The organism is Floridaenema aerugineum BLCC-F46, assembly GCF_041929345.1.
In the GTDB taxonomy this organism is placed as follows: domain Bacteria; phylum Cyanobacteriota; class Cyanobacteriia; order Cyanobacteriales; family Aerosakkonemataceae; genus Floridanema; species Floridanema aerugineum.
Genome location: NZ_JBHFNQ010000104.1, coordinates 1 through 22,503 on the forward strand (window position 1 = coordinate 1; position 22,503 = coordinate 22,503).

Annotated in this window: 21 protein-coding genes; 11 read left to right on the forward strand and 10 right to left on the reverse strand. The window is 37.9% G+C overall.

Annotated elements, in window-relative coordinates; genetic code table 11:
• Positions 1-101: 101 nt before the first annotated feature.
• From ACE1CC_RS13380 to ACE1CC_RS13395, 4 genes are all read right to left on the reverse strand, one after another.
• Complete coding sequence (locus ACE1CC_RS13380; protein WP_413270933.1) at positions 102-1,097, reverse strand: protein kinase domain-containing protein; 996 nt, start codon at positions 1,095-1,097, stop codon at positions 102-104.
• Positions 1,098-1,270: 173 nt separating this feature from the next.
• The gene (locus tag ACE1CC_RS13385; RefSeq protein ID WP_413270934.1) at positions 1,271-1,816 is read right to left on the reverse strand and encodes a GIY-YIG nuclease family protein; all 546 of its coding nucleotides are present in this window, start codon (positions 1,814-1,816) and stop codon (positions 1,271-1,273) included.
• Between the two features lie 42 nt (positions 1,817-1,858).
• Positions 1,859-2,575, reverse strand: coding sequence for a Uma2 family endonuclease (locus ACE1CC_RS13390; protein ID WP_413270935.1), 717 nt, complete (start codon positions 2,573-2,575; stop codon positions 1,859-1,861).
• Positions 2,576-2,604: 29 nt separating this feature from the next.
• Entirely contained in the window at positions 2,605-3,363 is a 759-nt protein-coding gene (locus ACE1CC_RS13395; RefSeq protein ID WP_413270936.1) for a Uma2 family endonuclease, read from the reverse strand.
• Between the two features lie 1,453 nt (positions 3,364-4,816).
• Here ACE1CC_RS13395 and ACE1CC_RS13400 point away from each other — a divergent pair.
• From ACE1CC_RS13400 to ACE1CC_RS13450, 11 genes are all read left to right on the forward strand, one after another.
• Complete coding sequence (locus ACE1CC_RS13400; RefSeq protein ID WP_413270937.1) at positions 4,817-5,650, forward strand: ABC transporter permease; 834 nt, start codon at positions 4,817-4,819, stop codon at positions 5,648-5,650.
• A 15-nt stretch (positions 5,651-5,665) separates the two neighbouring features.
• On the forward strand, positions 5,666-6,925 hold the full coding sequence (locus ACE1CC_RS13405) for an ABC transporter ATP-binding protein (RefSeq protein WP_413270938.1): 1,260 nt from the start codon (positions 5,666-5,668) through the stop codon (positions 6,923-6,925).
• Positions 6,926-6,946: 21 nt separating this feature from the next.
• Entirely contained in the window at positions 6,947-7,810 is an 864-nt protein-coding gene (locus ACE1CC_RS13410) for a class I SAM-dependent methyltransferase (protein WP_413270939.1), read from the forward strand.
• 1 nt (position 7,811) lies between these two features.
• A complete protein-coding gene (locus tag ACE1CC_RS13415) occupies positions 7,812-8,921 on the forward strand; it encodes a glycosyltransferase family 4 protein (protein WP_413270940.1) in 1,110 nt (369 codons plus the stop codon).
• A 117-nt stretch (positions 8,922-9,038) separates the two neighbouring features.
• A complete protein-coding gene (locus ACE1CC_RS13420; RefSeq protein WP_413270941.1) occupies positions 9,039-9,776 on the forward strand; it encodes an FkbM family methyltransferase in 738 nt (245 codons plus the stop codon).
• Between the two features lie 59 nt (positions 9,777-9,835).
• On the forward strand, positions 9,836-10,717 hold the full coding sequence (locus ACE1CC_RS13425) for a glycosyltransferase family 2 protein (RefSeq protein ID WP_413270942.1): 882 nt from the start codon (positions 9,836-9,838) through the stop codon (positions 10,715-10,717).
• A 33-nt stretch (positions 10,718-10,750) separates the two neighbouring features.
• Positions 10,751-11,551 carry an FkbM family methyltransferase gene (locus ACE1CC_RS13430; RefSeq protein ID WP_413270943.1) on the forward strand — a complete coding sequence of 267 codons (801 nt, stop codon included), beginning with the start codon at positions 10,751-10,753 and terminating at the stop codon, positions 11,549-11,551.
• Between the two features lie 2 nt (positions 11,552-11,553).
• Positions 11,554-12,546, forward strand: a complete 993-nt coding sequence (locus tag ACE1CC_RS13435) for a glycosyltransferase family 2 protein (RefSeq protein WP_413270944.1) — start codon at positions 11,554-11,556, stop codon at positions 12,544-12,546.
• A gap of 76 nt (positions 12,547-12,622) precedes the next feature.
• Positions 12,623-13,468 carry a hypothetical protein gene (locus ACE1CC_RS13440; RefSeq protein WP_413270945.1) on the forward strand — a complete coding sequence of 282 codons (846 nt, stop codon included), beginning with the start codon at positions 12,623-12,625 and terminating at the stop codon, positions 13,466-13,468.
• A gap of 63 nt (positions 13,469-13,531) precedes the next feature.
• Positions 13,532-14,674 (forward strand): glycosyltransferase family 4 protein, encoded by a 1,143-nt coding sequence (locus ACE1CC_RS13445; RefSeq protein WP_413270946.1) that lies wholly within the window; start codon positions 13,532-13,534, stop codon positions 14,672-14,674.
• A gap of 71 nt (positions 14,675-14,745) precedes the next feature.
• Positions 14,746-15,603 carry an FkbM family methyltransferase gene (locus ACE1CC_RS13450; protein ID WP_413270947.1) on the forward strand — a complete coding sequence of 286 codons (858 nt, stop codon included), beginning with the start codon at positions 14,746-14,748 and terminating at the stop codon, positions 15,601-15,603.
• Here the strand turns inward: ACE1CC_RS13450 and ACE1CC_RS13455 are convergent, their stop codons facing one another.
• The 6 genes from ACE1CC_RS13455 to ACE1CC_RS13480 all read right to left on the reverse strand — a co-directional run bounded on the left by ACE1CC_RS13455 (position 15,604) and on the right by ACE1CC_RS13480 (position 22,442).
• Entirely contained in the window at positions 15,604-17,040 is a 1,437-nt protein-coding gene (locus ACE1CC_RS13455; RefSeq protein ID WP_413270948.1) for a PP2C family protein-serine/threonine phosphatase, read from the reverse strand. It abuts the gene before it with no gap.
• A 378-nt stretch (positions 17,041-17,418) separates the two neighbouring features.
• Positions 17,419-17,838, reverse strand: coding sequence for an ATP-binding protein (locus tag ACE1CC_RS13460; protein WP_413270949.1), 420 nt, complete (start codon positions 17,836-17,838; stop codon positions 17,419-17,421).
• A 74-nt stretch (positions 17,839-17,912) separates the two neighbouring features.
• A complete protein-coding gene (locus tag ACE1CC_RS13465; RefSeq protein ID WP_413270950.1) occupies positions 17,913-18,245 on the reverse strand; it encodes an STAS domain-containing protein in 333 nt (110 codons plus the stop codon).
• A gap of 53 nt (positions 18,246-18,298) precedes the next feature.
• Positions 18,299-20,455: a glycogen debranching protein GlgX gene (glgX, locus tag ACE1CC_RS13470; protein ID WP_413270951.1), complete on the reverse strand. Its 2,157-nt coding sequence runs from the start codon at positions 20,453-20,455 to the stop codon at positions 18,299-18,301.
• 56 nt (positions 20,456-20,511) lie between these two features.
• Positions 20,512-21,945, reverse strand: coding sequence for a GAF domain-containing SpoIIE family protein phosphatase (locus ACE1CC_RS13475; protein ID WP_413270952.1), 1,434 nt, complete (start codon positions 21,943-21,945; stop codon positions 20,512-20,514).
• A gap of 164 nt (positions 21,946-22,109) precedes the next feature.
• Complete coding sequence (locus tag ACE1CC_RS13480) at positions 22,110-22,442, reverse strand: anti-sigma factor antagonist (RefSeq protein WP_413265659.1); 333 nt, start codon at positions 22,440-22,442, stop codon at positions 22,110-22,112.
• Between the last annotated feature and the right edge of the window lie 61 nt (positions 22,443-22,503).

The window sequence follows — 22,503 nt, forward strand, 5'->3', positions numbered from 1 at the left end:
ATGGTACTAGTGGTTGCTTAGAGTCCCGGGACATTTCACCCTGATAACTCAGGTCATTGATTCTTGAGGGTTAAAGTAAAATAATTGTTAACTATTTTAGCTTATAAATGACTACAAATTAAGTGAAGTTTTACAATACCAGCTGCGATCGCTACTTTCGCCCCCATTCCCCAACCAGAGGAGGTGCTGGGCAATGGCACTGTTTGTCTAGATGCCTTGCCGGGGGAGACTGCTACAGTTGCTTGTTGGGAAAGGTTGTTGGGATTGACGGGGGTGGGGGAAGTTTGTAAGGCATCGAGCATTTGACGGGCGGTAGAATAGCGATCGCCAGGAAGGGTTTTGATCGATCGATCCAAAACCGCTGCTAAATTTGGGTTGATATTTGCTGCATATTGATGCCAAATAAACTCATTTGTTTGCGGATTGATTTGTAATTCTTGAGGCAATTTACCCGTCAGCAAATAGATAGCTGTTAACCCTAAACTGTACAAATCGCTAGAGTATGTCGGTTTACCAGCTGCTTGTTCAACAGACATAAATCCTGGCGTTCCTATTACCATTGAGTGAGTAGGATTGCTCTGAGGATTTGCCACTGTCATCATAGTTTCTTTAAGTGCGCCAAAGTCAATTAATACAGGTTTGCTATCCCGTTGACGCAAAATTATATTGTCCGGTTTAATATCTCGATGAATAATCCCTTGGCTATGAATAAAATTTAGGATTGGCAAAATATCTATGAGGATTTTTTCGACAGTGCGATCGCTTAATTTCCCTTGTTTTTGGATTTGTTCAGTTAATGTTTCTCCCTCTATGAATTCTTGAACTAAATAAAACTCTTGATTTTCTTCAAAGTAAGCGTATAACTGAGGAATTTGATCGTGAGATGCGCCCAGTTTTTCTAAAATAGTTGCTTCTCGCTGGAAACGCTGTTTAGTTAACTGATAAACTTGGGCGTTTTGGGCGATCGGTTTAAGTTGCTTGATTACGCAGCGGCGGCGGGAAGGTAAATGAGTATCTTCTGCTAAAAATGTATGACCAAATCCGCCAGCAGCCAGTGGTTGAATAATTTGATACCGATTGTTCAAAAACGTTTGCATAATTGTAGTTTGCCAACTTTAATTGATTTATTTTTAGCAATTTTATTTCTCAGGATACTCTAACTTTAGATTTAAAATCGCAGATATAGCAAGTTTCTCAAAAGGGAAAATTAGACTGGTTTAATTCCAACAATAAATATATTTCCCAGTCCCCTGTCCCCAATCCCCAATCCCTATTTCAGATCGAGCAAACCGCTATCTTTCAACTTAGGATTAAAGCGAATTTCTTCTTGACAACCGCGAGATTTGAGAGTTTCTAAAATTTCCGCTTCTACTCTCCGGGCGGCATTCTTTAAAACTTTTGATTGGGCTAATTCTTCTCCTGCGGCTTTTTCATAATTAGCCTTTTCCTCATCTAACATTAAAGGTTTAACATCAATAGATTCTGTCCATTTTGCTTTATCAGCATCATTACCAATAGGAGTTTCGCCATTTTCCGCAATCCAACTATTCATAGTATTTTCGAGGACTGTTCGATTAGGCTTTTCAATTGTTTGGACTTTTAACCAATAACAACTTTCTGGTTGACGAACAAGATGCTGTTTTAAACTGAGATAAACATCGCGGGAGTAACCGACAAATTGGAGAGTTTTTGCTCGATCAAAAATTGCATAAACCCCTATTTTACCAGATAAACTTGCAGGTAATTTGCCATTTTCATCGAGATAAGGTAATTCTGTTAAACTGGCGAGAGATGGGGTATCTGTTTGAGTTGACATGGTTGTTTCTAGAGGGAGAAAGTAAAAATTTTTCCGGTTTGATTATAACTGTTCTGGGTCAATTCCTTGTTGGCGCAGTTTTTCGATTAAAGCTTGGTAGCGCTGTTGTTCTTGTTCCCTTAACTTTTTTTCTTCTTCGAGTTGGGCGATCGCATCTTCCGCCCGCTGACGTTCCTGTTCTCTCAGTCTATCCAATTCCACAGGAGTCAGAAACTTTTGACCATCGGGGCGATAAATTTCGAGAGTATCTTTTTTTAGTTCAAATCGAATACCCAAACGAGGACTTACCCAACCATTAATTTCTTCAATTGGTTCTAACAAATCTCCAGAACGGATAAAGCCTGTCAATTCTACATCATCTGGATCGTAAATATAATATTCTTCCACTCCATAACGTTGATAAAATATCGCTTTTTGCAGCATTTTTCCAGTGCGATTTCCAGGGGAAAGGATTTCAAAAACGACTTGGGGAGGAATATTGTTTTCTGTCCATTGTTTGTAGGAACCTCTGTCAACTTTTGGTCTACCAAACACAACCATTGCATCAGGCGCTTGCCGAATTTTATTATTGCCTTCAACCGGATACCAAAGCAGATCCCCAGCGACAAAGACATCATCATTGTTAGCAAACAAAATTTCGAGATTTTCTTTAATTACAACGATCCAGCGAAATTGTTTGGTGTTGTCTGACATTGGTTGTCCGTCGCTGTCTGGGTAAATTATTTCTTGTGTAGTTTCGGCGGGAAGTTGTTGTACCATAACTGTTTAATCGAGAGTTTTGTTATTACTCAAAGTTGTTCTGGGTTAATTCCTTGTTGGCGTAATTTTTCGAGCAAATCTTGGTAAAGTTGTTGTTGTTGTTCGAGTTTGGCGATCGCATTTTCCGCCCTTTCTCTTTCCTGTTCCGCCCGTTGACGTTCCTGTTCCGCCCGTTCATGTTCCTGTTCCGCCCGTTGCCTTTCCGCTTCTCGCAATCTATCTAATTCCACAGGAGTAAGAAACTTTTGTCCATCGGGGCGATAAATTTCTAATGTATCTTCTTTTAGTTCAAATCGAATTCCTAAAAGAGGACTTACCCACCCATTGATTTGCTCAATTTTTTCTAACCAATCACCTGAACGTTGTAATCCGACTAATTCAATATCATCGGGGTCATAAATATAATATTCTTCCACTCCATAGCGTTGATAAAACAATAGTTTATCAGCCATTTTTCCGGCGCGATTTCCAGGGGAAAGGATTTCAAAAACCACTTGGGGAGGAATATTGTTTTCTGTCCATTGTTTGTAGGAACCTCTGTCACCTTTTGGTCTTCCAAACACAACCATTGCATCGGGCGCTTGGCGAATTTTATTATTGCCTTCAACGGGATACCAAAGCAGATCTCCAGCGACGAAGACATCATCATTGTTGGCAAACAAAATTTCGAGATTTTCTTTAATTACAATGATCCAGCGAAATTGTTTGGTGTTGTCTGACATTGGTTGTCCGTCGCTGTCTGGGTAAATTATTTCTGGGGTTGTTTCGGCGGGGAGTTGTTGTACCATAGCCGTTTAATTTGTTTGATTGGCTGGTTTTAAGTTGTGGCAAAATTATTTGATGGTGTCGCCCACACCCGCCCGGAAATCAATTTCCGGGCTAATAGCGGAAGTCCACTCAAGTGGACTCGAAGATCTTATTGAGTCCATTTTAATGGACTTTAGCTATAAGAAAAGCGAATTGATTCGCAGGTGGACTCAACTGGATTGTTTTTGCTGCACCGAAAAACAATATTGGAAAGACTTATGGAACTATCGGGAATTATTTTATTTCCTGGCACTGTTAAAATTTTAAAGTCGTATTACTGAACCAACATCTGGACGAATATGTATCAACAAAGTAGGGTATATTATGTAATTAATCTTGAATCAAACCTCTTCTGGTTTTTTTCCAAATTCTTAATTAGACATCTTGCAGAATTGTGCTAGATTCTAGATCTTCTGATATCATTTCTCTGTAACAATGCGCTTAATACCTCCTAGACAAGCTACTATGTCTAGCAAGAATTACAACAAAAATAATTACGAGATATTAAGCCCATGTTGATGGAGAATTGCTATGAGATAGAAAACTCAATTTTGTGAGAAGTCTAATATAAAAAAGCAATTACTTTTGGTGCTTCCAGTAATTGCTAAAGTTCCAATTGTTCCAACTGTTCAATTTGAGTGGAGTTAGTTAGATGGATACACCTAACAATAATAGGTTCCTACAGGTGATAGTAATGCTGCTATTACTCTCTTGTGTAGGACTAGCTGCGTCAAACAACGACAATGTTTCACAAATCGTTGAATTAGCTGAGTTAGCGTTAAGCGCTTACTTAGGATACATGATTCCTAAGTAAGGACTTAATACTCCTTATCTAATAGTAACGTAAGTTGCTACTTATATAAAGTAGGGTGCGTCAGACCGATAAAGTTAGTTATTTTAACCAAAATTCTGCTATCTGACGCACCCTACAGCCTCAAAATTAATAACTAGCAACTTGAGTTAGTAACTTACAATAGACCTCTTACAAAAGTCGATTTTTAGTTGTAGAGGCGAACGTGAGTGCGTGCCGTAGGCATTAGCATTTGCGCCTTGATTTATCGCTGAAATAAGGGTTTTCATCCGCAAATGCTTCACCCTATTGCGATTTATGCACGAGGTCTAATGGAAGGGTGCTACCTAAAATTAGTACCCTTCCTTATTTTTAAGTAAGTAACTTTTGACTAAAGTAAAATCCAAAATCTAAAATCTAGAATCGAAAGACCTGCTGCACAAAGATGCTATCTTAGTGAGGGACACGGAAGCCCAGAGAGTTAAACAAAACTTAAGATAGATAAACACTGATGTTTTTTCTAACGAAACTGGGAATTATGAAAGCTAGCTGCGATAAGGGATGGATAGGCGATCGCCTTTTCTGACTTAAGAGCATATCTCCTCTCCACCCAGAAAAAATGTTACCTGTAATGCAATATATTTATGCCCACTCACGATAAAACAGAATTAATCATCGAAGCTGGTCGCACCGAAAAACAATATTGGAAAGACTTATGGAGTTATCGGGAATTATTTTATTTCCTGGCATGGCGAGATATTTTGGTAAGGTATAAGCAGACTGCGATCGGTGTTGCTTGGGCATTAATTCAACCTTTCTTAACAATGGTTGTATTTACCGTAGTATTTGGACAATTAGCCAAATTACCTTCCCAAGGAGTGCCCTATCCAATATTAGTTTTTGCGGCAATGTTACCTTGGCAATTTTTTGCTAATTCCCTTTCTGGATGTAGTAATAGTTTAATTAGCAATGCCAATTTAATTTCTAAAGTTTATTTTCCGCGATTAATTATCCCTGCCTCTGCCGTAATTGTTAGTTTTGTCGATTTTATGATTTCTGGTATGATATTGCTAGCATTGATGATTTGGTATAACTTTGTACCTAGTTGGCGAATTATAACATTGCCGATGTTTATGGCGATCGCATTTGCCGCAGCAATGGGAGGAGGATTATGGTTAGCAGCCTTAAACGTAAAATACCGCGACTTCCGCTATGTTGTCCCCTTTATCGTCCAGTTTGGCTTATATATATCCCCAGTCGGTTTTAGTAGTAGTATAGTTCCCAAAGAATGGCGCTTGCTCTATTCTTTAAATCCAATGGTAGGTGTAATAGATGGCTTTCGCTGGGCGATATTAAAAGGAAACGTGCAAATTTACTGGCCTGGATTTATCCTCTCTTTAGGATTAGTTATATTATTATTTGCTAGTGGGATATGGTACTTCCGCAAAACGGAACGTACATTCGCTGATGTGATTTAGGCAGGGAATAGAAGCGTGTCTGATACTGTAATCCGAGTCGAAAATTTAGGAAAAAAATATATTATTGGGCATCAAAAACAGCCTTACAAAACTTTGCGCGATGTAATGGCTGAGGGAGTTAAGTCAATAAAAGGCAAATTATTGAAACCATTGGGTAAAAGTATCGCCAATCCATATCGAGAAGAATTTTGGGCTTTGAAAGATGTTTCGTTTGAGATAAAGAGGGGCGATCGAGTTGGTATTATAGGTAGAAACGGCGCGGGAAAATCCACACTATTAAAAATTTTAAGTCGGATCACAGAACCAACCACCGGACAAATTGCCATCAAAGGGAGAGTAGCCAGTTTATTAGAAGTAGGCACCGGATTTCACCCAGAACTTACAGGCAGAGAAAATATTTACCTAAACGGTGCTATTCTGGGAATGAGCAAAGCAGAAATTGGCAGAAAGTTTGATGAAATAGTCGCTTTTGCAGAAGTAGAAAAATTTTTAGATACACCTGTAAAATTTTATTCTTCTGGGATGTATGTGCGTCTAGCATTTGCAGTTGCCGCCCATCTAGAACCAGAAATTTTAGTAGTAGATGAAGTATTGGCAGTAGGTGATGCTAAATTTCAGCAAAAATGTTTAGGAAAAATGAAGGATGTGAGTGGAGAAGGAAGAACAGTACTATTCGTAAGTCATCAAATGGGAATGATTAATCAACTGTGTAGTGATGCCATAGTTCTCCAAAAAGGTGAAATAATTAAGCAAGGGAAAACAAAAGAAACTATTTCTTATTATTTGGAAAACTTAGCTTTTAATCAAGATAACTCCTATATATCTACTCAATGTAAGGAAAAAGAAATTTTTATTACAGAAACCAGAACAGTTAATGAATGTGGTGCGTATGTATCGGAGTTCGGGCATATAAATGCCATTACAATAAAAATTAAATTTCGGATTAACAAGTATGTAGATGATACAGTTTTAACAGTGACAGTCAAAGATTTACAAGGAAGAAAAATTTTTTCAAGTCAAACTGAACTGGGAAAATATCTTTCAAATAAAATGGTAGAAGAAACTACAGCAAATATGACAATACCTCCAAAGCTGCTAACTCCAGGTAATTATTGTTTGGCGACCGCCATTCATATACCAAATGTTCGTGTTTTAGATCGAATGGAGGATATCTGTAAATTTACCATTACTGATATGGGTTCGGAATTTGCTATATACGAAGGTTTAGATTATGGTTGTATCTTTGCTAATTGTGCTTGGAAATTAGAACAATAGTTAAATAGGAGAATATATAGTATGAAAGAAAAATTATTAACTTATGAAGAAGCTGTTCGTTGGATGCGAAGCCAGCCTGATATGGCTGAATCAGTCACTTTTTCCTATTTGGATGCAGATAATCTTGCTGCTGCTAAACGCTTTTTAGAAAGTGAAGAGTTTAGCGAAGTTATAAAGCTTTTAAGGTTAAATCGAGCGAATACAAAGTTAAAAATCCTTGATATTGGTTGTGGAAATGGAATAGCTTCTTATGCTTTTGCTTCTAGAGGATATGAAGTTTATGCTGTAGATCCCGATCCTAGCAAAGACGTAGGAACTGGGGCAATTAAGAGGCTATCAGCAGAGATCGGTAATGGTTCAATATCAATAGTACAGGCTTTTGCAGAAGCATTACCTTTTGCTGATTCAACTTTTGATATAGTTTATGCTCGTCAAGCACTACATCACTTCAGTGATTTAAGAAAAGGTATTGGTGAATGTTCGAGAGTGTTAAAAGCAGGAGGCTTGTTCTTGGCTACCAGAGAGCACGTTATTAGTGATGAACAACAATTAAATGCCTTTTTAAAGCATCATATTTTGCACAAGTTGCATGGAGGAGAAAATGCTTATTGCTTAGAGGCTTATATTTCAGCACTCCAGGAAGCAAATTTAAAAATATTAAAATGCCTTGGACATTTTGATACAGTTATAAATCATTTTCCTGCTCCTGTGTCTAATAGTGAAGTAAGGAACTGGTTGTCTCACGCACTTGAGAAAAAAATTGGAGAAAGATTAGCTAATTTGCTAATCAAAATCCCTATAATTGAAAACTATTACCGTAATCGTTTGTCTCGTCATTGTGATATTCCAGGTAGACTATATTCGTTTCTTTGTGTGAAAAAATAAAATGCGTATTCTTTACGATGGGAAAATATATGCTGACTTAGTAGCAGGGGGTATAATTAGATATTTTAATAATCTAATCAACAGGCTACCAAATAATTTTTACCCGGCGATGACAATTCTTACTAACTGCCACGATAGTGAGATAAGTTATCCAATTCATCCCAATTTGAAGAAAGTTGAATATGCTAGGTTTGGCTTTCAACCAGGTAGATTATCTTACTGGTTAGAAAAGCATTATTATAGATCTGTTACTGCATTCAATTACTTTGATGTTATTCATCCTACTTACTATTCATTACTAAATAGACAGGAATTAAGTTACTATAAATATCCTGTGGTTTTAACAGTATGGGATATGCTTCATGAAATTTTTCCTAAAGAACTAGATAGCGATGGGATGTTTTCCAAACAAAAAGAAAAAGCTATTAGAGCAGCCCAAAAAATTATTTGCATTTCTGAAAATACAAAAAAAGACTTAATTGAAATATATGCAATAGCTGAAAGTAAAATAAGTGTGACTCTTTTAGCGTCGGAAATTGATGCCAGCCTTTCTTATGGGGATGAGCCAGTTCCCTCCCGTCCATTCTACCTTTATGTAGGTAGCCGCGTTAGCTATAAAAACTTTGACGGATTGTTAATGGCTTTTGCAAAAGTTGCATCAGTTCAACCAGATATTATATTATGTGTAGTTGGGGGATATTTTAATCAGTCAGAAGCAAAGCTGATTGCGGAACTTAAGCTGAATGATCGCATTGTACAATACAACTATCCCACTGATAGTCATTTAGCAAAACTGTACCGTTGCAGTGTCGCTTTAGTTTATCCTTCTAAATATGAAGGTTTTGGCATTCCTCCCCTAGAAGCGATGTCTTGTAGAACTCCAGCGATCGCTTGTAACTGCTCCAGTATTCCAGAGGTAGTAGGTGATGCAGGGTTACTGTTTGACCCCGAATCTATTAGTGAGTTGGCAGATATGATGCTTTTCTTGCTAGATAATTCTCTGGAACGCGATCGCTTAATTGCTAAAGGATATGAGAGAGCTAAAACCTTTAGCTGGGGTAAAACCGTAGCTCAAACAATAGATGTTTATCGTTCAGTAAGTATAAAGTGAGGATTACAACATATTTTCGTCCACAGATATGACGTTTTTACCCAAAGGTTCTTTAGTAGTTAAATAAGGTTTGAAAGTTGAGTGAAATATGCTTATAGATTATCAAGGTAATTTTCTATGACTAAATCTCTAATTCAAGGTTTTTTAAGTTTGTTTGGTGTACGTTTATCTCGTTTGCCAACTAAAGAAGACGAATTAAGAAACGAATTAAGAAAAACTATTTGGTTAAGAAATATAGGGATTAAAACTGTTCTTGATATCGGAGCAAATGTAGGTAGCTTTGCTGAATGGAGCTTTCAAGTACTACCAGATGCAATGGTTTACTCATTTGAACCCCTTAATGACTGTTATCAAGAAATAATGAATAAATTTGGAAAAATGCCTCGATTTAAAGCTTTTAACCTGGCTTTGGGAGATGAGACTGGGCAACTAGAAATGTATCGGAATGAATGGTCTCCTTCTTCATCTTTACTTCCTATGGCAAAACTTCATAAAGATTCTTTTCCTTTTACGGAGAAAGAAACAATTGAAAAAATTCATATAGTTCGCTTAGATGATATTGCTCAACAACTGAACTTGGATAAACCACTCCTGATCAAAGTGGATGTTCAGGGGTTTGAAGATAAAGTAATAATGGGAGGGATAAATGTTTTTAGTCAAGCTGATGTACTGATGATTGAAATGTCAATGGAGGAACTTTATAAAGGTCAACTTTTGTTTAATGATATTTATGAAATTTTAGTTAATTTAGGATTTCAATATCGGGGAGTCACTGGTCAACTTTATCATCCGCAAGATGGGAGAATATTACAAGCTGACGTAATTTTCATAAAATCTAGTTTGGTGTCTCAATAGACATTTTAGTATATACTCTCTTGACGACTTTAAAAAATGTTAGAACTGATAAATGATCTATGAATATTTTAGAGCAGGTAAATTATCCATTAATATCAGTTGTAATTCCTTCTTTCAATCAAGGTAATTACATTGAAGAAACGATTCTTTCCGTGATTGGTCAAGAGTATCCCAAGTTAGAACTAATTATCATAGATGGTGGCAGCACAGACAATACAGTAGAAATTATAAAAAAATACGCTCATAAAATATCTTACTGGCACTCAAAACCTGACAAAGGTCAAGCTGATGCCATAAATCAGGGTATGAGATTGAGTTCTGGTGAGGTACTATGCTGGCTTAATTCTGATGATATGTATTTACCAGGAGCCTTACTAGATATTGGTCGCAAATTTGCCGGATTAACTGATCAAAATTATCTCATTTACGGAATCACGATGATCGTCAAGCAAGATAGCGATCGAATACACAGTGTTTATCATCCTATCATTCCTTTTGAGCAATTTAGTTTGACATATAATGACTTTATCGCTCAGCCTAGTGCATTCTGGACAAGAAAGTTATGGCAATCTACGGGAGAATTAAATCTTAACTACAATTATGTTTTAGACTGGGACTGGTTTATCAGAGCCTCTAAAATCACTAAGTTTGATTATGTTCCAAAAGTTTACGCTATATATCGAAATCATTCAATCAATAAAACAAACAATGGTGCTTTTGCTAGAAGAAAAGAAATTAGTGAAGTTGTCACAAAGTACTCTTCAGACTACTGGAGCAAGTTATATATCGAGGTGGAAAGGTATTATCCTAAAATAGCAGAGTTTATAAATGAAAGTCAACTTCCTAAAAGAAGTTTATTGCTCCCACTTCTTTTCCCAAAACTAGGATTTATATTGAAAAATGTGCAAGATTTATATACAGTTTTAACTATGTACGGTTAGGTGATGCCCAAAAATATTAAAGGAGCTCTAATAATGAAGAAATCGTGGATTAATAATCTGCTGTCAGAAGGAAAAACATTATGTTTTAGAGGACATCATTTTTACTCTAAGGGAATAGAGCCTAGTTCTATCGTTTTAGACTTAGGTTCTCATAAGGGAGAATTTTCATCTCAAATGAGTGAAACTTTTGGCTGTAAATGCTATGCAGTAGAAGCGTTGCCGTACTTATATGAACAAATTAAGGAAGATAATTTATTAATAAAATTTAATTATGTAATAACCAATGTTAATGAACCAGTAAAAATTTATATTTCAAATAATCCAGAAGCTAATAGTATTAATTCTTTGTCGGCGGAGAATTGGGGTGTCAGAGGGACTGTCGTTGTAAACGGTATTACTTTGGAAAAGTTTTTTCAAATTAACTCTATTAATTATGTTGATATTTTAAAAATTGATATTGAAGGTGCAGAGATAGAACTATTTAATTCTACCCAAGATGAAATGCTTCTTAAAATTAAGCAAATCACAATTGAGTTTCATGATTTTATAGAAAATTTTGATTGTCGAGAACAAGTGCAGACAATCAAGCACAGGTTGCATAAATTAGGATTTTTTAGCCTGAGCTTTTCACAAATATACAATACCAATACGGATATTTTATTTATTAATAGTAATTTATGCCTCTTCTCTAAATATGACTGGTTAAAACTTTACATTATTAAATATATTATGATCCCAATAGGAAAAATAAAATATAATATAAGAATAAAACTGAGTAAATTAAAACAATACTTTTTTAGTAAACAGAAAAACTCAGCTGAGAATTTACAGTAAAAATGCCAATTATCAACACTGCAATACATCTAAAAGATTTGCCTGTGCCGCCTCCTGAAAAAACAGGTTGGCCTTGGACAGAAGGAACTGAATGTTTACCAGATTTAATGCCAGATGGTCGTAAGTGGCCTCGGATTAGCATTGTTACGCCTAGCTATAACTACGGACAGTTTATTGAAGAAACAATTCGTTCCGTGTTACTCCAGGGTTATCCAAATCTAGAATACATCATCATTGATGGAGGTTCAACAGACAATACAGTTGAAATTATTCAAAAATACGAAAATTATCTTACTTACTGGGTAAGCGAATTAGATGAAGGCCAAACTGATGCTATTAACAAGGGGTATTTGTATTGTACAGGTGATATTTTTGCATGGATAAATGCAGATGACGCTTACACAAAATCAGCTTTACAGATGGTAAGCAAATATTATTTAAAAGGTTATACATTTATAGCAGGAAGTAGTCTCACTCTATATGTTGATGGTAGTACAGGAATTGTTAATTCTGTGCCATGTGATTTTGGACGTTACTTAAAGTTTTGGATATATTGCGCCCTGCCACAAGTATCTGTATTTGTTGCCAAAAAAATTTCTGATAATTGTTTTCCTTTAGATAAATCACTTTACTATTTAATGGATTATCAATTCTTTTTGAGAGTTCTGAGCCAACGACCTAAGTCAGCGTATACAAACGAAATTTGGTCTAAATTTAGATTTCATGGTAAAAATAAAACAGGTGGTTATAATTCAGAAGGTATGGAAGAGTTTTATCAAGTTGCCTTGGCAGAATCGAAAAAGCTCCCCCCTATTCGGAGGCAGATTTTTGCCATGTATGTTAAAGATTTCGTTGTCCTCCATCCTTTGATTTTAAATAGGCTCTCACTCACTCCTAAAGAGATAATTCAAGCTTTAAAATTAAGACCAACGATCGGACAATGGACTATTTTCTGGAAGATGCTTTTTAAAAGTATTATTAATCTTGCCAAATAAGTAAAATTAAAATATACGCGATTAGAGTAGTTCATTTATTTATATAATAGGAGGAATTTAATAGGAGAATTAAATTATGGTAAATATTGGCTACCGTGCAGCTAGGATTCAAGGAAGTTGGATTCGTTCTTTATATAAATTTGCTATTCCTTGGATTGTGAAACGTCCAATTTCACAAGTACGAAAAGTAGAAGTAAATGTTTTTTCACTTTCTTGCGATCGCGATTTACCCGAACAAGTAGCAAGCATTCGCTCATTTATCCGTTATGTTGGTATTCCTGAGAAATTTACTGTAGTTTCTGACGGCAGCTATTCGGAAAGAAGTTGTCAGTTACTTCGTCAAATTCATCCTTGCGTGAATATAGTAACTTTAGACAGTATAGTTAAAGACGATCTGCCTAAAAGTATTATTGATTATGCTCAAAATAGCCCAATGGGTAAAAAGTTAATAGTTGAATTCTCAATGCCGATCGATAAAGCAACTATCTATGTTGATTCAGATGTATTGTTTTTTCCAGATGCGGAGGAAATAGCCAATTTATGTGAGTCAATCGAGAAAAAACCCCGATATTTACCTGATTGTGCCGAAGCATTTGACGATCGCATCTTTCGTCATACTTGGGAAAAATCCAATCCGGTAAATGGCGGATTTATTTGGCTTCAAAAACCGTTAAACTGGGAAATCGCAGTTGAGCGTTTATTGCAGCTGGAAAATACCCCTAACTACTTTACCGAGCAAACTATGTTGCATTTAACAATGCACCGAAATAACGCTATACCTCTTTGCCCTAATAAATTTATTTTGCGCCTAGACGATCAATTTATTTATGCAGATAAGTATACTAATAATAAAATCGCGCTGAGGCATTACGTTAACCCAGTCAGACACAAATTTTGGTTGTCTCAAGAAATTTGGAAATAATAAATAAATGTTAAATTTAGATAAATTATGGTTGCAAGCACAGTAAAAAAATTAAAAATACTAATGATTCTACACATGAATTGGAATCGTAACTTAGGCGGTTCACGAGTGCAATTAGAATTAGCAGACGAATTCCAAGCAATGGGGCATGAAGTAGAAAAATTTGATTATGGTGATGCCTTTCCCACCAAAGGCAATTTATCTATATTAGAAAACTTAAATCGTCCCAGCTTTTCAGCTAAAGCTAAAGCTTTTGTCCAAGCAAATGCTCATAGGTTTGATATTATTGACGCTCACCAAGGCAATTTACCTTTTACTAAACAAGAACTAGGAATTAAAGGGTTACTGGTTGCTCGTTCTGTAGGTTTGTATGCCTTTTATGATGAATTTTCCCAGCTAGAGAAGATTAAATGGCCTCCCAAAAAGAAAAGAACTCAAATCAAATATTGGTTTAATTCTTGGTATTCCAAAAGAAAAAATTATGAATATCTTCGCAGTTTGCAAACTTGTGATTTAATTAATGTACCTAATTGCGATGAACTAGCTTATATTCGTGATGTTTTGCATTTAAGAAACAAGTGTTTTGCCTTTCCCTTCGGACTTTCCGAACCAAGGCAAAAAGCATTTTCCCAAGCTGTTCAACCTGCCACAGTGCGGTTAGCCAATAAGCAGGTAGTTTTTATTGGTACTTGGTGCCCACGCAAAGGTTCTAGAGAATGGGGAGAAATTATTCAACGTCTAAAAGCTAAAGTTCCAGATGTACGTTTTTTATTTTTAGGCACAGCTTTCAGTGCCCAAACAGTTTTAGCTGATTTGAATTTACCTGCTGATAATTCGATCGAAATTCTACCGCAATTTGACAGTGAGGAATTGCCAAAACTTTTAAGCGGTGCAACAGTAGGAGCCTTCCCTAGTTATATTGAAGGATTTGGTTTTGCAGTACTAGAAAAACTAGCTTGCGGTATACCAACTGTAGCTTATGATGTACCAGGCCCAAGGGAAATGTTGCATCATTTTGATAACGATTTTATGGTTGCTCCTGGTGATATTGAAGGTTTTAGCAACCAATTAGCTAATCTGCTGACTCTGGATGAAGCGACTTATTCCCAACTCTCTCAAAGGTGTATAGAAGTTGCACAAATCTTCTCTTGGAGCAGAATCGCTAAAGATACACTGGATGTTTATACAAAGTTTTTAGCTAACTAAAAATAGTTTTGTTTGGCTAGGAAATACTTATTGGTTAAAATTAATCATTAGCAAAGGTTAAAATTAGTAAAATGACTACAACTATTTCCCAAAGCGGTTTGATTGATCCCTTGGGTCAATTACTTAAAATAACTGGAAAATTAGCTTTTCGGGGTAAAGGAAGGTTAATTAACTATTGGCTCGACAAAAGAGACAAAAATGCCAAGAGAATTAGAATATTACCAGGCGGAGGAAAGGTTATTTGCGATTTTTCAGTTCCCTATGAAGCTATGGTTTGGTTAGAACAGGAAGAACAAAGTGATTTAGAATTACTAACACAATTGCTTAAGCCTGGTCAAACTTTTGTAGATTGCGGAGCGAATATCGGGATTTGGACTATTGTGGCAGCTTCAGCAGTAGGGAGCAATGGTAGAGTTTACGCATTTGAACCTAATCCGTTTACCTTTGAAAAACTGTCTCAAAATATATCCTTACTAACCTCAAAAGAGCATATAAAATTACTTCCCACCGCAGTTGGAAATGAGAACAAAGAATTAGCTTTGCAATGCCATCAAGAACATAACATATCTCAGGTAATTTCTACATCAACTAACGAATCTATTATTGTACCTGTGGTTACACTAGATGCCACTTTTACAGACACTTTTGTAGATGGGATCAAGATAGATGTAGAAGGTTACGAAATTGAAGTTCTTCAGGGTGCAGAGACTATCCTCAAAAAGTATCAGCCTTGGTTAATAGTTGAGTTTAATACAGTATTGGCTAAGGTGAACACTTTGGGGGATTGGAATGTTCATCAGTACTTGAGTAAATTAGGTTATGTTTGCCGTGAGTCTCAGTATGCACTTGATTCTACAAGTACAACTATTCTGTCCCAGAATTGGCAAACTAAAGGCTATTGTAACTTGTATTACTCGATGCCAAAATGATTATTCCTGTGTTGAACTAATCCTACGTATTGCCAACATTGTAATATCATCAAATTGAGTTGCGTCGCCTATGTGGTTACGTAAAGTTTCTTCTACAGTATTTAACAAATGAGTTGTAGAACAAGTAGTTTTTTCAACCAAAGACAACAATTTTTTCTCGGTGAAAAACTCTCCTGTAGGGCTATGCGCTTCCGGTACACCATCAGTGTAAGTTAACAGAATATCACCCGGTTCTAACTGCACTTGTTCAACTTTAAATTTAACATTTGGCATCATGCCTACGGCTGGCCCGGTTTTTGACAGACGTTTCTTAATTCCCTCTCTTCCAATAATTACCGGAAATTCATGACCACCATTAATATATGTTAGTACGCCTGTTTTCGGATTCAATACGCCAAAAAACAGGGTGGCAAACATACACAATTGGCAGTGAATTTTGGCGATATAATTATTGGTTAAAGATACCGCTTTTAAGGCATCGACTTCTGCTGAATAATTGGCTTTGTGCGGGTTATTGGGATGAATTTCTCTGAGTTCCGAATTTAGTACATCTGATTCTTGTAATTGAATTTGACCGGAAAAGATGCGAATTAAGCTGCGGAACAATGCCATAAATAGGGCTGCACCTACGCCTTTGTCGCAGACATCAGCAATTACTAAACCCACATATCCGCCCGGAAGTTCAAAGGCATCATAGAAATCACCAGCTACGTCTCTTGCTGGGGAAAAGTAAGCGGCAATTTCCCATCCAGGGGGTTGAATTAGTTGTTCGGGCAAGAAATCTTTTTGAATTTGTTTCCCTTTTTCTAATTCATTTTCTAGTGCTTTTTTCGTACTATCTAACTTGGTGTAAAGTTGCACATTTTCTAAAGCTAACGCGATTTGATCTGCTGTTACTTCCATCAAATGAGCGTGTTTTTTGGTGAAGTGTTCGCTTTTTGAGTGCAGTAATGTGAGAATACCCAGTAACCTGTCGCCGCGAAGAATGGGTACAGCTAATGCTGAACCTACTTGATAAGGCTGATTGGGTAGATCTACCCAGCGATCGTCCTTTTTCGTATCATAAATTAGTCCTATTTCCCGGTGACGACTTACCCAACCTGCTAATCCATCCTTCAAAACTAAACCAATCAGTTTATTGCTTTCCTCTGGGGTTGCGCCTTCGCGAGTCAAAATACTAGCAACTACAGCGCCACTGCTGTTGTAGATGAACAAACTACCTCTTTCTGCGCCCGTGAGTCGAGTAGAGACAACCATCGTATTTTTTAAGGTGGCTGTTAGCATTTCCTTTTCCGAAGAAGATCGCGCCATCGCCACCAAGTTTTCTAACAGTTCGCTTTGAGCATGGTAAGCTGCTTGTGCAGTTCTGAGCTCATTTACCTCATGGCGCAAAGATTCTAGTTCTTGGTGTAGTTGTTCTATGGATTGATTTGGCACGATCATACTCACTTATGCCCCTATTTCAACTTGTCTTTTTATTGATGATGAAAATATTGCGATCGCAATTTTCTACTCGTTGTTAAAGAAAAAGTTATTGATTCCATTCTAAGGGATTGCTGATTCATTACTGAGATTCTACAGTGAAAATGTATTACTTCTACAAAGAATCATTTTTAATAGTTATTATTTTGTAGAAGAGGTAGTAGAAAAATAAGCTGTTACGCATTTAAATCACTTATTAACGAGTAGGGTGCGTCAGACGGTAAAGCCTTATAGAGAAAGGAAAATATCCCCTTCTGACGCACCCTACAATATGACTTTTAAATGCTCCACAGCTTATTCCACTACCCTGCACCCTAACTTACTGACCAATAGCTAATGGAGATTGACGACAAAAATATTGCGATTGCGATCGCCAATTCTCTCATACATAAACCGATCGACCCCTTGAATCGCCAGATAAACCCCTAATCCACCAATTGCTCTTTGTTGAATTGGTAGATTAATTGAGTCTTCTTCTAGGATAAATTTTGTTGTCGGATCGAAAGCAGCGGCACGATCTTCCATCAAGATTGTCAAACTAGAATCATCAATCTTAGCTTGTAAATCCAAATTTCCTTGAATTTTCGCGTCTTCATAACCGTAGCTAATTACATTTGTGGCAATCTCATCTACAGCTAGACGCAATCTATAAGTTGCCTTTTTATCCAATCCAGCAGCAGAAGCAGCTGACAAGACATATTTAGAAATTTTACTCAAAGAGTCTAAAGTTCCGGGTACAGTTAATTGTTCCATAGCATAAGTTTTGGGTGTAATAGTTAGTGGTTAGCTTTTAATTTCCCGTCCGCTAACCACTAACAACTAGTGAGTTATACTTTTTCAATTTGCGGCGGATTATCAACCACTATTACACTTTGGTCAAAACCAGTTTTTTCCAAAGTTTCCAGTACCATTTCCTGTGGCTTAACCACATAGATATCTGTATCTGCACCCATTTTTTGCTTAGTGTAAATTAGTACCCGCAACCCTGCACTCGCCATATAATCCAACTTTTCCATCATCAAAACTAGACTTTTCACTTTTTTAGCAGCAGCTTTCTCAATTTCCGCCTTAAAATCTGGTGCAGTACTGGCATCCAATTCACCAATTAAAGTGATTGTGGCAGTGGTATCTTCGATTGACAAAGTTGTACTAAAAGCCATGATTTTCTCCTGTTTTCTAGATTAATTTACAGCAATTGAGTCAGGCAAAAAAGTTAAATTTCTGCCTTGTTTGTGGGGGAAACTTTTGACTTACCGACGAGGATAACCACAGATCGATCGCGCACCAACAACCCCGACTGATTTTCTAACAACGGTTCCTTACCTGGTACACAAATATCATCGGGAAAAGCAGCGCCAGTATTAGCAAAAACGTGCCACTTCATGCCATCTTTTAAACCGGGAACCTCAAACCAAAGAGTTTCCCAGTGCATATTCATGGCAACGTAAACATAGTTATCCTCCAGCATTCCCGACTTCGCGTGTTTCCCGCACAACATAAAAGCCAGAATCCGGCTAGAATCAGACCAATCAGCGTTCCAAGCTTGTGTCCCATGCCAAGTAATATCGGCATAGCCACTATTTTTGTAATCCTGATTGCTAAAGTGGTACTTACTCCTCAATACTGGGTGTGCGTTGCGGAAACCAATGCAATGCTTGAAAAAGCGGAATAGATCGGCATTTTTCTCCAAAAGCGACCAATCCAGCCAATTTAACTCATTGTCGTGGCAATAAGTGTTATTGTTCCCATTCTGAGAACGTCCCACTTCATCGCCCATCAAAATCATCGGCACCCCAGTAGACACCATCAACATCGCCACAGCATTTTTCATTTGCCGTTGACGCAAAGCTTGAATTCCCCGATCGTCCGTCCAACCTTCTGCGCCACAGTTCCAGCTATCGTTATCGTTAGAACCGTCGTTATTGTTCTCCCCGTTAGCTTCATTGTGCTTGTAGTTGTAGGAAACCAAATCAGCCAAGGTAAAACCATCGTGGGCAGTGATAAAATTAATCGAAGTTGCAGGGCCTCGACCTGCCCAAGCATAGAGATCCGGGGAACCTTGCAGACGTTGCGCCATATCGCCCACTCGCCCCGCATCGCCTTTGAGGAACTTGCGAATCCCATCGCGATATTTACCGTTCCATTCCGCCCAACGTCCGTAAGCGGGGAAAGAACCAACTTGGTAGAGTCCCCCAGCATCCCAAGCTTCGGCAATTAGTTTACATTTCGCCAAAATTGGGTCAAAAGCGAGAGTTTCCAACAATGGGGGATTTGCCAAAGGTCTGCCCCAAGGGTCGCGGCCTAAAATAGAAGCAAGGTCAAAGCGGAAACCGTCGATGTGATATTCACTTGCCCAATAGCGCAGACAGTCTAGCACGATATTCCGCACGATCGGATTATTGCAATTTAAAGTATTGCCGCAACCACTGAAATTGAAGTAATAACCTTCCGGTGTCAGCATATAGTAGGTTTTATTATCAATTCCCCGGAAAGAAATTGTTGGCCCATGCTCGTTGCCTTCTGCGGTGTGGTTAAATACTACATCAAGGATTACTTCAATTCCGTTTTTATGCAGGTCTTTAACTAAAGCTTTAAATTCATCTACCTGCATTCCCAATTTGCCCGTTGCGGCATATCCCGCTTTCGGCGCAAAGAACCCGACTGTACTATAACCCCAATAATTTACGAGTAATTCTTTTGGATTGTTGGGATTAGGACGAGAATTTTCAAACTCATCAAATTCGTAGATTGGCATTAATTCGATCGCATTAATCCCCAACTCCTTAAAATAGGGAATTTTTTCCCGAATCGCCGCAAAAGTTCCCGGATGTTTCACCTTTGCCGAAGGGTGGCGAGTAAAACTACGAACGTGCATTTCGTAGACAATTAAATCCTCTGGGGGAATTTCTAAAGGTCGGTCATCTTCCCAGTCAAAATCATCAGGAACAATTCTCGATCGATGATGGTAAATATCATCCCAATCGGGTGTTTTTCCCCAAACATCTCGACCGCCGATCACTTTAGCATAAGGGTCCATGAGAATTTTACTCTTGTCAAACCAATGACCTTCGTGGGGATTAAAAGGGCCATCCATGCGATAACCATATTCGATATTTTCGTAATCTAAATCGAATACAATCATGCAAAAAACATTACCAATCCTGAATTCATCAGGAAAGGGAATTTCCGCCATTGGTTTTTTTTCGTGCTTTTCAAACAGCACCAGAGTACAGGATTTGGCGTGAGAGGAAAAAATCGAGAAGTTAACTCCACCTGGAACTATAGTGGCACCAAAAGGGAAAGGCCGCCCAGTGCGAAGTTTAAATTTGCCGTAATTATGAGTAGGATGGGTGTCAATTCTTAAGTCCATAAAGTTTGAGCATTAGGTTGGTTAACTTTCACATTAAAATCAGGAATTTTGCCGTTTTAATTTGTTGATAATGGCAAATTTTGTCGCACAGCCAACATAGTAATATCATCAAAAGGATCTGCTTCAGCAATATGAGATTTAATCTCAGATTTAATGCGTTCTACCAAAGAAACGGCAGAGGAAGCAGGTGCTTCTAATAATGAGAGCAATCGCTGTTCAGTAAAGGGAACATCTTCTGGAGAACGGGCATCTGGGACACCATCGGAGAAGCTGAGTAAGATATCTCCTGGTTCTAGTTCTACTCGTTTAATTTCGTAATCAATGTTATAAATTGTGCCGACTGCCGGACCTGTAGGTTGGAGACGTTCTACAGCACCAGTTGCACGCACAATAATCGGCGGTACGTGCCCACCATTAATGTAAGTAAGTACGCCAGATATGGGATTGAGTACCCCAAAAAAGATGGTGGCGAACATACACAAACGTTCGTGATTTTGGGCGATGTAATTGTTAGTTAAGACGATCGCCTTCAGCGCATCAATAACTTTGACAGTATTTGGCGGAACTTCCTCGACTTCTACTTCACTCTGTGCCAATTTTTCCTGAGTCTGGCTCGGTATTTCAAAGGAATAATAACCGGAAAAGATGCGTAATAAACTGCGAAACAACCCCATAAATAAAGCTGCTCCCACTCCTTTATCACAAACATCTCCCACCACTAAACCCACAGACCCATCAGGAAAGCGGAAAGTATCGTAGAAATCGCCAGCTACTTGACGCGCTGGGTAGAAACAAGCCACAAATTCCCATCCCGGCACACTTACCATTGGATTAGGCAGAAAATCTCGCTGAATTTCTCTAGCTCTTTCTAACTCTTGTTTGAGTTGATTCGAGTAACTGTCTAGTTCGTCATAACAGCGAGCGTATTCTGTAGCCAGGGCGATTTGCCGAGACATAGACCGCATGAAGCCAGCAATCACATTACCAAAATACCCTGGCTGAGAGTGCATCAAAGTGAGGACAGCGAGTAATTTGCCTTTTCTCAGGATGGGAACACTGAGCATTGAGCGCATGAATGGGGGTTGATTAAAGAGCGATCGCAAATTTTCAATTTCCAACACATCTGCTAAAGGCACAGCTTGGCGATGCGTATCAACCCAATTAATGTAGGAAGGACTGGAGAGAATCGACTGCACAGGAGTTAAATCTTCCTCTTTGGGGATGCTCTTTTGCACAGCACCATTTGAACTTAAAAATACCAAACACCCACTTTCGGCACCTGTCAGTTTGCAGGAAATTTCAAAAGCCTGCTGGAGAACAGTTTCTAAAATTTCCCCCGGCTTAGGACTTTCTGCCATGTTCAGCATATTTTCCAGCATCCGATTTTGCGCTTCTAGGGCGAGTCTGGCGATTTTTAATTCAGCTACTTCTTGTTGCAGTGCTGCCATTTGTTCTAATAAATTATCCGTTGATTGAATTGGAGCATCCATAACTGCTTCAGTTGTTAGTCGTCGTAATACTCTAGCGATTAGATCTGTATTATTCCTGAAGCAGAGAAGATTGTGCCTGCGACTCCTGATATATAGGTGCTAGAACTTTTGCCATAGCACCTATCCCGCAGTAGTAGTCTTCTTCCACTCATGCAGAGGAAAACTTACATCAGCGCTTTTAATCCTGCGTCAACGTCATCAAATCTGGTAAAAAATTCCAGAAATCCAGTAATCGACATAGTATCCTGAATTTCCTCAGAAAGCCCCACTAGCACCAACTGACCATCATTACCAGTTACTTGCCGATACAGAGAAAGTAACAAACGTAAACCAGCACTAGAAGTATAGGGAACTTTGGTCATATCCAGGAGAATTTTACTTCCCGGCTTCGCCAAGGGTAAAACTTCTTTCTGAACTGTGGGCGCTGTATTCGCATCGATGTCGCCAGCCATTTCGACGACAGTTACATCTTTGAGGTTTTTTATATTAATGTCCATTTTACTTGTTAGGGAATCATTAACAGTTGATTGTAGATGGCAAATCGAAAATTATTTCAAC

Excerpts from the sequence above, each read along its gene's own strand:
- ACE1CC_RS13380 (WP_413270933.1), bottom strand. The coding sequence starts at position 1,097 with ATGCAAACGTTTTTGAACAATCGGTATCAAATTATTCAACCACTGGCT.
- ACE1CC_RS13385 (WP_413270934.1), bottom strand. The coding sequence starts at position 1,816 with ATGTCAACTCAAACAGATACCCCATCTCTCGCCAGTTTAACAGAATTA.
- ACE1CC_RS13390 (WP_413270935.1), bottom strand. The coding sequence starts at position 2,575 with ATGGTACAACAACTTCCCGCCGAAACTACACAAGAAATAATTTACCCA.
- ACE1CC_RS13395 (WP_413270936.1), bottom strand. The coding sequence starts at position 3,363 with ATGGTACAACAACTCCCCGCCGAAACAACCCCAGAAATAATTTACCCA.
- ACE1CC_RS13400 (WP_413270937.1), top strand. The coding sequence starts at position 4,817 with ATGCCCACTCACGATAAAACAGAATTAATCATCGAAGCTGGTCGCACC.
- ACE1CC_RS13410 (WP_413270939.1), top strand. The coding sequence starts at position 6,947 with ATGAAAGAAAAATTATTAACTTATGAAGAAGCTGTTCGTTGGATGCGA.
- ACE1CC_RS13415 (WP_413270940.1), top strand. The coding sequence starts at position 7,812 with ATGCGTATTCTTTACGATGGGAAAATATATGCTGACTTAGTAGCAGGG.
- ACE1CC_RS13420 (WP_413270941.1), top strand. The coding sequence starts at position 9,039 with ATGACTAAATCTCTAATTCAAGGTTTTTTAAGTTTGTTTGGTGTACGT.
- ACE1CC_RS13425 (WP_413270942.1), top strand. The coding sequence starts at position 9,836 with ATGAATATTTTAGAGCAGGTAAATTATCCATTAATATCAGTTGTAATT.
- ACE1CC_RS13430 (WP_413270943.1), top strand. The coding sequence starts at position 10,751 with ATGAAGAAATCGTGGATTAATAATCTGCTGTCAGAAGGAAAAACATTA.
- ACE1CC_RS13435 (WP_413270944.1), top strand. The coding sequence starts at position 11,554 with ATGCCAATTATCAACACTGCAATACATCTAAAAGATTTGCCTGTGCCG.
- ACE1CC_RS13440 (WP_413270945.1), top strand. The coding sequence starts at position 12,623 with ATGGTAAATATTGGCTACCGTGCAGCTAGGATTCAAGGAAGTTGGATT.
- ACE1CC_RS13445 (WP_413270946.1), top strand. The coding sequence starts at position 13,532 with ATGATTCTACACATGAATTGGAATCGTAACTTAGGCGGTTCACGAGTG.
- ACE1CC_RS13450 (WP_413270947.1), top strand. The coding sequence starts at position 14,746 with ATGACTACAACTATTTCCCAAAGCGGTTTGATTGATCCCTTGGGTCAA.
- ACE1CC_RS13460 (WP_413270949.1), bottom strand. The coding sequence starts at position 17,838 with ATGGAACAATTAACTGTACCCGGAACTTTAGACTCTTTGAGTAAAATT.
- ACE1CC_RS13465 (WP_413270950.1), bottom strand. The coding sequence starts at position 18,245 with ATGGCTTTTAGTACAACTTTGTCAATCGAAGATACCACTGCCACAATC.
- glgX (WP_413270951.1), bottom strand. The coding sequence starts at position 20,455 with ATGGACTTAAGAATTGACACCCATCCTACTCATAATTACGGCAAATTT.
- ACE1CC_RS13475 (WP_413270952.1), bottom strand. The coding sequence starts at position 21,945 with ATGGATGCTCCAATTCAATCAACGGATAATTTATTAGAACAAATGGCA.
- ACE1CC_RS13480 (WP_413265659.1), bottom strand. The coding sequence starts at position 22,442 with ATGGACATTAATATAAAAAACCTCAAAGATGTAACTGTCGTCGAAATG.